Origin of the sequence: Exiguobacterium qingdaonense (genome assembly GCF_018617855.1) — a bacterium.
Classification (GTDB): Bacteria; Bacillota; Bacilli; order Exiguobacteriales; family Exiguobacteriaceae; genus Exiguobacterium; species Exiguobacterium qingdaonense.
In genome coordinates, this window is record NZ_JACSKY010000005.1 from 74759 (window position 1) to 89519 (window position 14761).

16 protein-coding genes and 1 tRNA gene are annotated in these 14761 nt (G+C 49.1%); 4 read left to right on the plus strand and 13 right to left on the minus strand.

Annotated elements, in window-relative coordinates; all coding sequences use genetic code 11:
- Nucleotides 1-3 precede the first annotated feature (3 nt).
- Nucleotides 4-1149, minus strand: a complete 1146-nt coding sequence (locus tag KNP00_RS07680; protein WP_215143815.1) for an RNA polymerase factor sigma-54 — start codon at nt 1147-1149, stop codon at nt 4-6.
- Between the two features lie 120 nt (nt 1150-1269).
- On the opposite strand from KNP00_RS07680, the gene KNP00_RS07685 reads away from it, so the two are divergent.
- From KNP00_RS07685 to clpP, 3 genes are all read left to right on the plus strand, one after another.
- A tRNA-Arg gene (locus KNP00_RS07685) sits at nt 1270-1342 on the plus strand.
- Between the two features lie 135 nt (nt 1343-1477).
- Nucleotides 1478-3373, plus strand: coding sequence for a 3'-5' exonuclease (locus tag KNP00_RS07690; RefSeq protein WP_215143817.1), 1896 nt, complete (start codon nt 1478-1480; stop codon nt 3371-3373).
- Between the two features lie 126 nt (nt 3374-3499).
- On the plus strand, nt 3500-4075 hold the full coding sequence (gene clpP / locus KNP00_RS07695; protein ID WP_215143818.1) for an ATP-dependent Clp endopeptidase proteolytic subunit ClpP: 576 nt from the start codon (nt 3500-3502) through the stop codon (nt 4073-4075).
- Nucleotides 4076-4135: 60 nt separating this feature from the next.
- On the opposite strand, the gene KNP00_RS07700 is transcribed toward clpP, so the two are convergent.
- The 12 genes from KNP00_RS07700 to hprK all read right to left on the minus strand — a co-directional run bounded on the left by KNP00_RS07700 (nt 4136) and on the right by hprK (nt 14242).
- Complete coding sequence (locus KNP00_RS07700; protein WP_338082267.1) at nt 4136-4570, minus strand: hypothetical protein; 435 nt, start codon at nt 4568-4570, stop codon at nt 4136-4138.
- Between the two features lie 89 nt (nt 4571-4659).
- A complete protein-coding gene (locus KNP00_RS07705; protein ID WP_215143820.1) occupies nt 4660-5184 on the minus strand; it encodes a DUF2179 domain-containing protein in 525 nt (174 codons plus the stop codon).
- A 92-nt stretch (nt 5185-5276) separates the two neighbouring features.
- Nucleotides 5277-5513: a hypothetical protein gene (locus KNP00_RS07710; RefSeq protein WP_012726920.1), complete on the minus strand. Its 237-nt coding sequence runs from the start codon at nt 5511-5513 to the stop codon at nt 5277-5279.
- Nucleotides 5514-5599: 86 nt separating this feature from the next.
- Nucleotides 5600-6553: a DNA-binding protein WhiA gene (gene whiA / locus KNP00_RS07715; protein ID WP_215143822.1), complete on the minus strand. Its 954-nt coding sequence runs from the start codon at nt 6551-6553 to the stop codon at nt 5600-5602.
- A 28-nt stretch (nt 6554-6581) separates the two neighbouring features.
- Entirely contained in the window at nt 6582-7577 is a 996-nt protein-coding gene (locus KNP00_RS07720) for a gluconeogenesis factor YvcK family protein (protein ID WP_215143824.1), read from the minus strand.
- Nucleotide 7578: 1 nt separating this feature from the next.
- Complete coding sequence (rapZ, locus tag KNP00_RS07725; protein WP_215143826.1) at nt 7579-8451, minus strand: RNase adapter RapZ; 873 nt, start codon at nt 8449-8451, stop codon at nt 7579-7581.
- A gap of 120 nt (nt 8452-8571) precedes the next feature.
- Nucleotides 8572-9525 (minus strand): thioredoxin-disulfide reductase, encoded by a 954-nt coding sequence (gene trxB / locus KNP00_RS07730; RefSeq protein WP_215143828.1) that lies wholly within the window; start codon nt 9523-9525, stop codon nt 8572-8574.
- Nucleotides 9526-9593: 68 nt separating this feature from the next.
- The gene (locus KNP00_RS07735) at nt 9594-11066 is read right to left on the minus strand and encodes a tetratricopeptide repeat protein (protein WP_215143830.1); all 1473 of its coding nucleotides are present in this window, start codon (nt 11064-11066) and stop codon (nt 9594-9596) included.
- Between the two features lie 294 nt (nt 11067-11360).
- A complete protein-coding gene (locus KNP00_RS07740; RefSeq protein ID WP_215143832.1) occupies nt 11361-11843 on the minus strand; it encodes an acyltransferase in 483 nt (160 codons plus the stop codon).
- Complete coding sequence (gene ppaX / locus KNP00_RS07745) at nt 11836-12486, minus strand: pyrophosphatase PpaX (RefSeq protein WP_215143834.1); 651 nt, start codon at nt 12484-12486, stop codon at nt 11836-11838. Before ppaX ends, KNP00_RS07740 begins: the two co-directional genes overlap by 8 nt.
- Nucleotides 12486-13304, minus strand: coding sequence for a prolipoprotein diacylglyceryl transferase (gene lgt, locus KNP00_RS07750; protein ID WP_215143836.1), 819 nt, complete (start codon nt 13302-13304; stop codon nt 12486-12488). The genes ppaX and lgt overlap by 1 nt, the downstream gene beginning before the upstream one ends.
- Before the next feature lie 2 nt (nt 13305-13306).
- The gene (gene hprK, locus KNP00_RS07755; RefSeq protein WP_215143838.1) at nt 13307-14242 is read right to left on the minus strand and encodes an HPr(Ser) kinase/phosphatase; all 936 of its coding nucleotides are present in this window, start codon (nt 14240-14242) and stop codon (nt 13307-13309) included.
- A gap of 147 nt (nt 14243-14389) precedes the next feature.
- Between hprK and KNP00_RS07760 the strand changes: the two genes are divergently transcribed.
- Nucleotides 14390-14746, plus strand: coding sequence for a hypothetical protein (locus KNP00_RS07760; RefSeq protein WP_215143840.1), 357 nt, complete (start codon nt 14390-14392; stop codon nt 14744-14746).
- Nucleotides 14747-14761 lie beyond the last annotated feature (15 nt).

A 14761-nucleotide genomic window follows, 5' to 3' on the forward strand; every position in this document is an offset into this window, starting at 1 on the left:
GAATCACCCTTTCCATAACTGATGTTCACGTTCACGGGAGTTTCCGAAACCAAGCTCTTCCCGGTAGTTCGTCACGGTCCGTCTCGTCACTTGATAGCCGTATCGGGCCAGCTCAAGGGCGAGCGCTCGATCACTCCGCGGTGCCGCCTCTCGTTGAATCAGTTCTGCCAACTTCCGTTTAATCATAAACGGGGAGTGGCCATGACTCGTCGAGCGGACGAAGAAATGTCTCCACTCCATGATGCCGCTCTCGGTACTTGCGAACTTTCCTTGGATGGCACGACCGACCGTCGATTCATGTTTGCGAATCAAGTGTGCGACGGTCCGACGGGTCAGCGGATTGAGTACGAGTTCCCCTTCCAGCCACTCTGTCTGACGCGCCTCGATGACGGACCAAATCTCTCGTAATGTCTCATTTCGCATCGAGAGGGACGTCATCCACCACTTCGCTTCTCGGTCGTCTCCCACACGCGACTCATCAAGTTGTGGACTGAGCCATGTCGTGGCAAGCTTTCCGTTTTCAAGGCGCACCTCGACTTCCGGGAAGACGTTCCCCGTTTCTTCATATAATAAAGGACGCTTCGGAAGCGTTGCGATAATCCGCTCCAGACGGGTCAGTTCTTCTTCTGAAATCGCGAGAGCTTCTACTATCATCTCGTGTCCCATCCCACTCTCGATTGCATCGAACACATCGACGACGCGTGGGTCTTCCTGTTCGATCGCATGTCGATATTGACACTCCCGTTCCGTCCTCGCACCGATCCCCGTCGGCTCAAGAAACAGCAAGGCTCGTCTAGCCTGTTCGATTCGCATAGGATCGACTCCGAGGCGTTTCGCCAACACCTCGTCCGTGTCGGGCAATAACCCTCGATGGTCAAGTAACAGGACGAGCTGTCGTCGAAGCTCCTTCTCCGACTCGCTCCCGCTCCCCTCGTGAATCTGTATGAACAGACTTTCTTCAAACGCACTTGCCGCATCCACAACCCATCCGAGATCCCCACTCCCAAGATGAATGTTCTCATTATGTCGCGCGAGTCGTGCCAGTCGGAACGTCAGCGCGAGACGATCTGCCTCAAGGACCGGTAGCCGTTGCACAAGGTCTTGCGTCATCTGTTGCTGCTGGACTTGCTTTTGCTCTTGCCGTTGCATCGTTCTCCCCCCTCTTTCTACATTTTAACGGACTCCAATCATCCATACATGAAAAAAGGTTAGATGACAGGATTGCTTTTTCAATAAAACAAATGTATAATAAATTCGTGTCACACACATGCACCCGTAGCTCAGGGGATAGAGCACTGGTTTCCGGTGCCAGGTGTCGGGAGTTCGAATCTCTCCGGGTGTATCAATTAAAATGGACGAGGACCTTACGAGGTCTTCGTCTTTTTTGTTTTTCTAATTCCATTTTAAACCATCATGATTTCAGTTATTCTTAATATAGTATATTTAAGTAAATTAATCGGAAAAGAGGTGTCACCTAGTGGCTCATGCTGTTCCCGAAACGATTCGTTCTTCTGCAACGGCTGGAGAGCGTCTCGTCTTTCGTACGTTGAAACGTTACCTCCCGGATGATTACATTATATATTATGAACCTAACATACACGGACGAAAGCCGGATTTCGTCATTATCGGTCCCGATTTAGGACTAATCGTTTTAGAGGTGAAAGATTATACTCGTTCTACTCTCTACCAACTGAATCATGAAGAATGGATTATCACTCCTACAAACGGATCTCAAAAACAAATAAAGAGTCCATTTCTACAGGCTCGCGAAAATATGTTTAAACTGACAGATGTATTAAAACGAGATCAAAACTTGATTCAGCACGAAGGGAAATACGCGACGACATTAAAATTCCCTTATGGTTCAGGCGTAATTTTTACGCGATTAACACAAGATGACTGCATCAATTATGGCTTGTATCAAGTCATTGACCCTTGTTTCTCGCTCATGCGAGATGAAATCAACCCTGAGGACCCACAATTCTCAGAGGAAATCCTCATCGAAAAAATTCTGAATATGTTCACTGTCCCTTATCGTCTGCGAGAACCACTCACTGGAGAAGAAATAGATGCAATCCGTTATCATCTATTCCCAGAAGTTCGAATCAGCGCAGAATTTAAAAAAGTCACACCTTATCAAGACCAACTTTTACTATCTCTTCACAACATCCGAGCGATGGACTTACATCAAGAAAACTTGGCCAAACAACTCGGTGATCAAAATCGATTGATTCGAGGTGTTGCTGGTAGTGGAAAGACTCTCATATTAGCGAGTCGCGCCAAACTATTATCAAAACAACATCCTGAATGGAAGATTTTAATTCTATGTTACAATATCTCACTAGCCCGTTTTATCGAACAGATGGTGCAACAAATGATGTTAGAGCCGGATGACTTATTCGATTTTGACCCTCGTATGAAACGCAAAAGTCATTTGATTGAAGTTCGAAATTTTCATGCCTGGCTACAGAATGATTTACACATCTCGGAAAGGAAAATCCCGGCGACTCTTGAAAAGCTAAGAAAACGAGAAATCATTTTTCCGACTTACGATGCCATTTTGATTGATGAAGGACAAGACTTCGAACCCGAATGGCTCGAACTCGCAAGCGAGGTCTTAAATCCAGATACGAAATCGCTCCTACTCGTTGAAGATCGAGCACAGTCCATATATAAACGTAAACGTAGCTATGTACAGGATACTGGTCTTGATTTCCGAGGAAGATCAAAAATTTTAAATATAAACTATCGCAACACATCTCAAATCGTATCATTCGCTTGGTCGTTTTATCAGTCGAACTCCTCTTTAAAAGATAAAGTCGTGACGAAGGAGTTAGATGGCGAAATCATTGCTCCACAGAGTACACTTCGAAAAGGGCCTGAACCAGCCATTATTAAATGTGATCATTTCTTCAAAGAAGCAGATCTCGTTGCTCGGCAAATTAAAAAGTTACATGAAGAGAGAAATGTCCCTTATTCTGAAATGTTGATCCTCTATCGCGTCCAAAAGTTTTCAACGATGCATTACGTCGACACTTTACAACGAGCATTAAACTATTATGATATCGAGCACTTTTGGATTACAGAGAGCAGTGAAACGAAACGTACTTTCTCAAAAGATGATCAAAGCGTCAAAATCAGTACGATCGACAGCAGTAAAGGTCTTGATTTTCAAGCAGTTTTTATTGTCAATGTTGATAATATGCCTTTTAAATATGAAGAAGATGTCGAGCGCGAAGTTTCTCTCCTTTATATTGGGATGACACGCGCTAAAGAGTATCTCTTCCTATCCTATTCAGGCAACTCCAGCTTCACCCGTTATTTTGAATCAAGTCAGATTGTCATGTCGGCTCGCTCTAAATTAAATGGATAACGTCAGCACTTGAGACGTTTTACACATTATGTGTTGTGGAAAAAGCAGTGGAAAGGGTTTCTGTTTGACCAACATTGACTATACAGGTATGATGAAATTACAACCTACATAAAGGAGGCAGATTCAATGTTAATTCCAACAGTTATCGAACAGACAGGCCGTGGGGAGCGCGCGTATGACATCTATTCACGCTTGCTCAAAGACCGTATCATCCTTCTCGGAAGTGCGATTGACGACAACGTCGCGAACTCGATTGTCGCACAGCTCCTCTTCCTCGCAGCTGAGGACCCGGAGAAGGACATCTCGCTCTACATCAACAGCCCAGGTGGTTCGATCACAGCGGGTATGGCGATTTATGACACGATGAATTTCATCAAGCCGAACGTGTCGACGATTTGTATCGGAATGGCCGCATCGATGGGTGCCTTCTTGCTCCAAGCCGGTGAAAAAGGAAAACGCTTCGCACTACCGAACGCGGAAATCATGATTCACCAACCACTCGGCGGCACACAAGGTCAAGCGTCAGACATTAAGATTCACGCAGAACGCATCATCAAAATGCGTGAGAAGTTAAACCAAATCATGGCAGACAACACTGGACAGCCACTCGAAGTCATCGAGCGCGATACAGAGCGTGACTACTTCATGGCAGCTGATCAGGCGAAAGACTACGGTCTCATCGACAAAGTCATGTCACGTTAATCAAAAGACGTTTCCCGATTAAAATTGGGAAACGTCTTTTTCATTCCGTTGACTCTCCCCTCATTCAACGACTCGAATCCCGAACACGTACCGACTGTCGCCTTGCCCCCACTCACCACCGACCTCATAGAGATAGATACCAGGCTCGTTCGGCACGACATGCTCGGCTTCGACGAGCTCCCCGTCCTCGATTCGATGAAAACTCGATGTCATCGGTTCGGCATGATAGACGACGTCGATTCGGTCTCCGGGCTTGACCGTGATCAGTTGCAGCTCATCCGCTTCCGGCAATCCGTAGTCGGCACACGTCGCTCGTTCGCCTGACTCCCAACAATACGTCGACTGTTCCACTTCCGCAGACATCGAACCGACCCGAACCGTCGGGAGTGGCGGTTTGACCTCATCTGGTCCAATCAACATCGATACGGCGAGCAGGCTTCCCACACCGACTAGAACGATCATCATGATGATCCATACACGTCGATTTCGTTTCACGGTCTCATCTCCTTTTTTGACTCATTCCCCGTCCAGGCGCGAAATTCCTACCATTCAAAAAAAAGACCCACTTCCGTGAGTCTTGTGCATCATTTCGGACGTCGTAGCCCTTTCATCATATAGCCGCCCTTGAAATCAATCGGGTCAAATGCGACAAGAAATGCTTTCGGTTCGTGCTTCTCAACGAGTTCACGCAACTCTTTCATCCGTGTCCGCGCCGCCAGTACATCGAGACGATAACGAACCCCGTCCCGTCCTTGACCTTGATAGTGCGTGACGCCGTAACCGTTGTCGCGCATCTGCTGGATGAGTTCAGCCGGGTATTCTTTCGTGTGGACTTGAATCATGTTGTATCCAATCGCCAGTTTGCGTTCGACGAAACCACCAAGTAAAATCCCGAGTCCGAAACCGACCGCATACACAATCATACCGACCGTCGTCAAATCTTGGAACACGATGCCGAGTGCGAAGATGTAGATGAGCGTTTCAAGTGTCCCAAACATCGCTGCAATCATCGTCTTTCCTTTAACAAGCATAATCGTTCGAAGGGTCAGAACCGGTACGAAGATTAATTGTAACAGTAAAATAAGTAGCAATTGACTTGCTTGTCCCATACTTTTGCCCTCCTCTTCGTTCAGTACTTCAACTATTCCAAATTTCTGAGAGAGATGCAACTAAAAAAGGCTGACCGCAGTCAACCTTTCACTTAGTTATCTAGATTCTTGACGCTCGTGAGCAACTCGTAGTCTTTACGAATGACTTCGTAGATTGCATTTTTATCCCCGTTCAACAACTCTTCAGCACGAAGTTGGTTCAAGAAGAGGCTCGTCGCGAACGTGACGAGGGCGCTTTTCGGAATCCCGATCTCTTTTGCACGCTCTGTGATGACTTGGTCGAGCTTTGCGTCAATCGTGAGCGATAATCTTTTCTTTTCATTCGACATAATGATGAAGCTCCTTTAATTCACATTTCATAAAACCTATACACAATTGCTTATTATATAGGAAGAATGGTTTTGGTGCAACCGCATCACGAAGAGGCGATCTCGTCACCGCTGCGCACACGCTCGGCAATCTGATCGATTTTACGAAGTCTATGGTTGATCCCAGATTTCGAAATCGGACCAGACTCGAGCATTTCCCCGAGCTCCTGTAGGGACACGTCTTGATGCGTGACACGAAGTTCAGCGATCTCCCGCAATTTTTTCGGCAACACCTCAAGTCCGACCGTACGCTCCAAAAATTTAATATTCTCGACTTGACGCAATGCCGCCCCGACCGTCTTGTTCAAATTGGCCGTCTCACAGTTGACGAGGCGGTTGACAGAGTTGCGCATGTCTTTGATGATTCGTGCGTCTTCAAATTCCAACATCCCGCGTGTCGCACCGATCAACTTGAGGAAGTCAGAAATCTTCTCGCTCTCCTTCATATAAAGGATATGCCCTTTCTTTCGTTCGAGCGCCTTTGCGTTCAAATCAAACCGGTTCGCCAAATCACGTAGCGCCTGGTTATGGTTTTCGTACAGACTATAGATTTCGAGGTGATACGACGATGTCTTCGGATGGTTGATCGACCCGCCCGCGAGGAAGGCGCCACGCAAGTAGGCACGTGCCAGATTCTCATCCCGTGTCATATCTGAGTTCAGTGTCCGGATCATCTCATACTGTTCTCCGAGGATCTCAAGGTCCCGAAGCATCGTCTCTGCGTGCTGTGACACCCGTACGATATAGACGTTGTTTTTCTTCAAACGCATTTTCTTCCGCACGAACAAGTCTAACGGATGGTCATATAGACGTTTCATCAACGAATACATCCGCCGGGCGATCGAGGCATTCTCTGTCGAAACGTCTAGGGTCATGCCTCGTCCAAGGGCGAGCGAGATGACTCCGTTCATCCGGACGAGTGCCGACAGTTCCGCCTTCGCTTCTGCGTCGTTCACTTCGAGTTGTGTCAATTCTTTCTTCACGTCTGATGCAAAGCTCATCGATTCCCCCTCCTTTCTTTCACAATCTTTATTTCAATTCCAGTTCTTGAAACGACCTAGGTTTCTTGATTCGGAGCACCCGCTGCATAACAAGTCCGGCGATGGCGTCGGAGTCGTGACGGATGTAATCCCGGTTATAGTCGACGATGTCTCCAGCGAGCACGTTCGTCCCATAGTTTCGAAGCTTCTTCCTGTCGAAGCGGACCTCTTCGGATCCGTCCTCCCGGTAGCGCTCTAAATATTCTTCTTCGATCGGCTCATTGTTGACGACAATCGTATCAATCGACGCCTTTTCAAGATAGGATTCAATGACCTTCAAGTGCTTCATCGCGTCATATCCCTTCGTCTCACCCGGTTGCGTCATGACGTTGCAAATATAGACGACCGGGACTTTCGAACGGGTAATCGCCTCCCGGACTGCCGGGATGAGAAGATTCGGGATGATGCTCGTATAGAGACTTCCCGGACCGAGTACGATGACGTCCGCCGCTTCAATCGCCTCGACGACTCCCGGAGCCGGCTTGATACCGTCCTCGAGCAGAAACAATCGTTTGATCGGCTGCTCATGGAGTGGAATTTTGGATTCTCCTTTGACGATCGTGCCGTCCTCGAACTCGGCCGCGAGGGTCATAAGTGTCTCAGTGACCGGCAAGACCTTCCCTTGCGCGTTCAAGAGCTGTGACATGACGTCGATTGCTTTCACGAACGAACCCTCACAAATATGAGTCGCCGCTGTAAGCATCAAGTTTCCGAGCGAATGTCCTTCCAAGCCGTAACCTGTGTCGAAGCGGTATTGCAAAATTTTGTCCATCAGCGGCTCGACTTCCGATAGAGCGAGGATGACGTTGCGGATGTCCCCCGGGGGTAACATATGAAACTCATCGCGCAGACGTCCCGAGCTTCCACCATCGTCTCCGACCGTGACGATCGCTGTGATATCGAGCGGATAATGTTTCAAGCCACGGACGAGGGTGGACAATCCGGTCCCTCCACCGATGGCGACTACTTTCCGGTCTCGTCTCATGTCATTTCTCCTTCGTCGCGTGGGCGAGATCCCGATGAACCGTCTTCACGTTGTATCGTTCTGCGAAATGCTCTGACACTTTTTCAGCGAATGTGATCGAGCGGTGTTTTCCACCGGTACAACCGAACGCGACGACGATTTGTGTCTTCCCTTCGCGTTTATATTGCGGAAGAAGAAATTCGAGCATGTCGATCAACTTTTTATAAAACGCCCGTGCTTCAGGATGGGACATGACGTAATCTTGAACTTCCGACGTTTGACCTGTGAGCGGTCTCAGTTCCGGGATGTAAAACGGGTTCGTGATGAAGCGGACATCGAACAATAGATCGACATCGAGCGGCACCCCGTGTTTGAATCCGAACGACATGAAGTTGACCGTGAACGGGATTCGTTCCTCGTTGAACTGTTGGAGGATGCGGTCCTTTAACATCTGCGGCTTCAAATCACTTGTGTCATACAAGGTGTGGGCCCGGTCACGGAACCCTTCTAACAGCTCACGCTCCATCTTGATGCCGACGAGCGGCGCATCTTCAGGTGCGAGCGGATGGGACCTCCGCGTCTCCTTGTAGCGGCGAACGAGCACATCGTCCCGCGTCTCTAAGTAAAGCAGATGTGGATGAACGTTCTTTTGTTCCAAGTCGTCGATGACAATGAACAGGCTATCGATAAAATCTCTCGTGCGTGTATCAATGGCGACCGCGATTTTCGGTCGGACCGAGCTGATGACATCGATCAATTGTGGCAAGAGGACCGGCGGAAGGTTGTCGACACAAAAATAGCCGAGGTCCTCGAAACTATTCATCGCGACCGACTTTCCAGCCCCGCTCATCCCACTGATGATGATCAATTCTTCTAATCCTTTAAAATCTTCCATCTCGCTGACGCCCCCTTAAATTTGACAACCGAGCCGTGTGTGTAGCTCTCTTTACCTAGTATAACGAACGTCCGAAAAAAAGAGAAGGACCGCGGTCCCCCGCAGTCCTACCTCCTTGAATCATGCGTTTTGTCCTTGCAACGATTCGAGGAGCCCCTCGATGAAGTGTTGCGCGTTTTGAGCGGCAATCGAACCATCGTTCGTCGCAGTGACGACTTGACGGAGCGTTTTCTCGCGAACGTCACCGGCAGCGAAGATGCCAGGGATATTCGTTTCCATCGCCTCGTTCGTCACGATGTAACCTTGTTCGTTCGTGATGCCGAGGTCCTGGACGAATCCAGTGATCGGGTTCATCCCGATATAGATGAAGACACCGTCAATCTCATGGTCAGTCTCCGTACCGTCAACCGTATTGACGAGACGAACTCCGCCGACCTTGCCGTCGTTCTCCGTGATCTCTTTTACCGTATGGTTCCAAATGAAATCGATCTTCTCATTGTCGAACGCACGTTTTTGGAGAATCTTTTGAGCGCGAAGTTCATCGCGACGGTGTACGATCGTCACTTTGTTCGCAAAGCGTGTCAAGAAGACACCTTCTTCAACGGCAGAGTCGCCACCGCCGATGACGAATAGATCTTTTCCTTTGAAGAATGCGCCGTCACATACCGCACAATACGATACGCCGCGTCCGCCGAGTTCTTCTTCACCCGGTACACCGATTTTCTTATACTGGGCGCCAGAGGCGAGGATGATTGCGCGTGCTTTATAGTCACGATTGTGCGCATGGACGATTTTGTATTCTGTTTCATCCGAGATGCTTTGCACATCGCCGTACGCATACTCCGCACCGAACGCTTTCGAATGGTCGAACATTTTTTGAGACAAATCAGGACCGAGGATGCTGTCGTAACCCGGATAGTTCTCGATGTCCTCCGTGTTGGCCATCTGACCACCTGGAATCCCTCGTTCAATCATAAGTGTCGAAAGGTTCGCACGTGAAGCATATAGCGCAGCGGTCATTCCGGCAGGACCGGCACCGATGATAATGACGTCATAAATTTTTTCTTCTGTCATGTTGATTCCACCTCTGCAAGAAATTGATTGCCTTTAGTATAAGAAACCTGTGTGGGTATCGTCTATTTTTATGCTTGTTCGAGTGTCCGTTTGAACGAACGGACCGTCTCTGTCAACGTATCGACCGAGATGTGGAACACATTCGCACAGTCTTCAAGAATCAATGCGTCTCGTTTCGTATAAAACATCCAGACGAGCGCAGCGGCCGATGCCGTTACGTCCATGAATGATTCATCCGCCAACAAGAGAGTCGCAAACCGTTCATAGAAGTCCCCTTCTAAACTCATCCGTTCCGCCTCTGACACATGCGCTTCAGCTAACACGAGGGCATCAAATGCACGCTTGATCCGCTCGTCTCCACTGAATGCTTGACCGCAAAGGTCGGCCCGGCACGCCTCCGCAAAGGCACGGACCGTCTCGTTATCTGTCACCGCGTTCGTCAGCGCGAGTGCTTCGAACGCCTCATCGTCTCTAAGATTCGAAATCATTCGAATGATCTCGATTCGAGCCATGTCGCTCTCTTGACGAAGTCCTTGAACGAGCGCCGAACGGAACTCGAGGTTCTCTCGAATGTCAAAGCTCTGTTTCTCTTCGAACCGCTTCATCTCTTCATTGTTCAAATAGGTGGCCGCCTCTTCTAATCGTCCTGTCTTATAGGCGGACACGCTGAGCCAATGCCCAAACAATGTGTCTCCGCGAAAACCACGATCCTTCAATAGACGCAACTCTTCATACGCACGGTCGTAATGCCCGACGATTGCAAGCGTCGTTGCCAGTTTATAGCGTAAATCGAACTGGATTGGACGGATTCGCGTGAGCGGTGTCGACAACTGGATTGCCACTTCGGACTGTCCTGCTTCATGGAGCAAGAGAATCGTGTTTAAAAGGGCGTGCAAGTTGCCCGGATTTCGGTCGAGAACGTATTCGAGCGTTCGAAACGCCGCTTCGTCATCTCCGAGATAAAAGTTGACGACCGATAAATTGTTATACGCTGGCCAAAACGAAGGATACTGCCCGATCAGACGCTCGAGCGTCGCCTTCGCAGCAAACAACCGCCCTTTGTCGATTTGATGTTGCGCTTCCGTATGCCATGTGATCAACTCATCTTCTTCCTCGTCTTCGAGCTCTTGTTCGAGTTCGATCAGTTCAAGAAGGGACTGCACGGCTTCCGTATAGTGACCTTTCGAGTCACGAACGAGATATTCGGACGCATAGTTCGCCGCTTCTTCGTATTGAGAGACATAGGCACAGTTGCTCGCCAAGTGATAAAGTGCTTCCGTCGCGGTCTCGTCGAGCTCTAATACTCGCTTCCACACATCATTGGCGTGGTAGACCTCCCCTACTTCAAACAACAGTTCTGCATACTGTTTATGATAGTCGACGCGGTGTGTGGCTACCGCTGTCGCTTCAGCCATGAAAAAAGTCGCTTCATCTAGGCGACCTTCACGTAACGCACGACGACCTCTATAGTAGTGGAGCTCCGCAGCAAGCGGAGATTCTGGTTCGGGTAGCGTCATTACTGCTTCATAGTTCGCTTCCATATTCTAAATCCTCCACATCATCTCTAAATCTTTTTTTAGTTGCAGGGATAAGAATACCGCACTCGAACAGCGAGAGCAACTGAAAAAGTTAAAAAAAATAGCGACTATATTCGCTCTATAATGAATATTTTTTGCTAGGTCTAAAAATTGTTTTTTAGCGAAAATATGATTGCTACTTTTCTGGACATTTATCCATCAAAAAGCGGTATCACCTATAAATAAAGTGATACCGCACAAATATTCTATACCTCGTCTTTATAAAATGGCCATGAAAACATTTTACGAAAAACTGTGTCAAATATGTGACAGTGATTGTAGCTTTGAACCGATGACCCGTTCTCCTGGCATGACGTCACGGTGTACGACCGCGCCCGCTCCGATGACGGCCCCATCTCCGATCGTCACACCGGGCAGGATGGTCACGTTCGCCCCGATCAACACTTCGTCTCCGATGACGACGTCTCCGATTCGATACTCGTCCACGAGATACTCATGACAGAGAATCGTCGAGTTGAATCCGATGACCGTATTGCGTCCGATCTTGATCCGTTCCGGGAACATGACGTCCGGCGTGACCTTGAGGGCGAGGGCGCTATACTCCCCGATGTTCATCCCAAGAAACGTCCGGTACAACCACCGCTTCGCTTTCACCGAAGGGAAGTAACGACCGACCAGGACGACCGTCGTGTTTTTAAAGACACGTAGGAAGCGAATCGTTCGATACATCTGCCAAAGCGGGTTCGGCCCGTCGATGCGAAACCGTTTCGTCTTACGCATGGACGCTGACCTCGTCGAGCCATGCCTCAAAATGTTCCATCGAGTCGATGATGACGTCCGGCTCGAGTGACTCAAGGAATGGGCGTCCTTTGAGCGCCCACCCGACGGCGACCGTCTTCGTCCCAGCGTTTTTCCCGCTGAAGATGTCCGTGTCGTTGTCACCGACCATGACAGCTCGCTCCGCTACCGAACCGAGTGCCTGTAGCGCGCGTTCGACCGGTTCGGCGTGCGGTTTTTCATTCTCGACATCGTCTGCCGTCACGACGACGTCAAACAAATGGTCGATGTTGAACAAACGAAGCCCTCTCTCGACGACCGGGCGACCTTTTGATGTGACGATGCCCATCTTGTACCCTTTCGCATGAAGGCGATATAAGCCTTCGATGACACCTGGGTACTCTGCGACGAGCTGGTCGTGCATGGCGATGTTGAAGCTCCGATAGAACGCCTGCATCTCTTTCCATTCCGATTCGTTCAATTCACGGAACGACTTCTCGAGCGTCGGTCCGATGAAGCGATAGATGTCCTCATCCCGATACGTATGTTCCGGGAAATAATAGTCGAACGTATGACGGAAGCTGGCGATGATGAGCGGGTTCGTGTCGAGTAACGTACCGTCTAGGTCAAACAAGAGCGTATCCATTAATCAAACAGTCCTTTCTCTGATGAATCGTTGTATCGTTTAGCGTTACGGCGAAGAATCATCATGACGATACCGAAGAGGATCAGAACAATCGACACCATTTGGGCCGCACGCAAATCGCCTGACATGAGACTGTCCGTACGAAGTCCCTCGATGTAGAAACGACCGATCGAGTACCAGACGAGGTAGGACAAGAAGATGTACCCTCGTCTTGGGTTTCCGATCATGCGCCACGCGACGAGGAGGATGACCCCGATGATGTTCCATACACTTTCATACAGGAAGGTCGGGATATAGTAAGCCCCATCGATATACATCTGATTGACGATCCAATCCGGCAACATGAGCGTCTCTTCTAAGAAACTACGTGTCGTTTCGCCACCGTGTGCCTCCTGGTTCATGAAGTTCCCCCAGCGCCCAACAGCTTGCCCGAGGAGCAGTGACGGTGCCAAAATGTCCGTCACCTTCCAAAACGACATCGACTTTCGCATACAATAGACGATGACGACCAGGAGTGCCCCAAAAATGGCACCATGAATGGCAATCCCACCTTGACGGATGTCGATGATTTGCCCGAGGTTCTCTGAGTAGTAATCCCATTGGAACGTCACGTAATAGATGCGTGCGAAAATGATGCTGATCGGAATCGACCAAATGATGACATCGACGAGTCGTTCCGAATCATAGTTGATTCTCTTCGCTTCAAACAAGGCAAGAACGAGTCCAAGCATCGCCCCGAAAGCGATAATCATGCCGTACCAGTAAATCGGAAGTGAGCCAATCTCAAACGCTACACGATCAAATGTCGGTTCTACCATGGTCACAAGTCTCCTTCAGTGTCCTGAATCGCGTTCGCGAGACGTTCCGCAAACTCTTCAGCCGTATTGATTCCCATGTTTTGCAGGCGATAGTTCATCGCCGCGACCTCGATAATGACCGCCAAGTTACGTCCTGGGCGTACCGGGATCGTGAGGAGCGGGACCTCGCTGTCGATGATTTTCATCGTGTTGTGGTCAAGTCCGACACGGTCATACACTTTGCCCGGGTCCCAATTTTCCAAGTTGACGATGAGGCTAATCTTTTTATGCGACCGAACCGCACCCGCACCGAACAACGTCATGACATCGATGATGCCAATTCCTCGAATCTCAAGTAAGTGACGGATGAGCTTAGGTGCTGAACCGACGAGGAGTTGGTCCCCTGTTTGACGAATCTCGACCGAGTCATCGGCGACGAGTCGGTGCCCCCGTTTGACGAGTTCGAGCGCGGTTTCAGACTTCCCGACACCACTTTGTCCCTTGATGAGGACACCGACACCATAAATATCGACGAGCACACCGTGCATCGCCGTCATCGGCGCAAGTTCCATCTCGAGGAAGTTCGTGATTTGCGATTCAATCGAAGTCGTCACCGCATTCGTCCGCATGAGTGGGACGTTTGCCGCTTCCGCTTCTTTTTCAATTTCCTCCGGGATGTCAAAACCACGTGTGATTAAGATTCCTGGTGTCGATTCCGTACATAAAATCCGAGCGCGCTCACGGCGCTTCTCTTCAGACAAGCTCGCATAGAAAGTCAGCTCCGTCTTCCCTAACACTTGCAGACGGTTTTTTGCGTAATGTGTATAGTATCCGGCAAGGACGAGACCCGGTCGACTAAGGTCAGGTGTCGCGACCGGACGATGAAGTCCTTCCTCTCCCGCAATGACTTGAAGTTTAAAACGCTCAACGACTTGAGCCGTACGTACGATATTTTGCATGAGTATCTGCCCCTTTCACGCTCATTATTGTATCATAGCTCTTTCAAAGAAAGGTTAGAGAAGTGATGAACAACGTGTCGAAAATTTGATGAAACTTCCTGACGTGTCGTTCGTATGAAGGGTATAGTCATAACAGGAGGTGAAGGAATGGAAGGATTGTTTGGAATCGCCATCTTGTTTGCGTTAGTCATCGGGATCGGCTCGCTCGTCTATATCATCAAGTCGTTGATTGACATGTGGAAGGACTATGCTGCGACGAAAAATGAGACGGTCTTGCTGTTGTTCATCTTGAACATCATCGGGTTCTTCTTATCAGGCGCCCTTATCTCGATGATTGTCGCCATCATCTTTTACTGGAATCGTTCGAAGTCGATGCGTCTGTTCGGTATCATCCTATTGATTGCCGGACCTGTCCTTTTCATCGTCTTCGCGGTCAGTGCGTTCACGCTGTTCGATACACAGATGATGGATTGGCAACAGATCGAGTATGAAATGAACCTGTAAACAAAAAAATCCGAA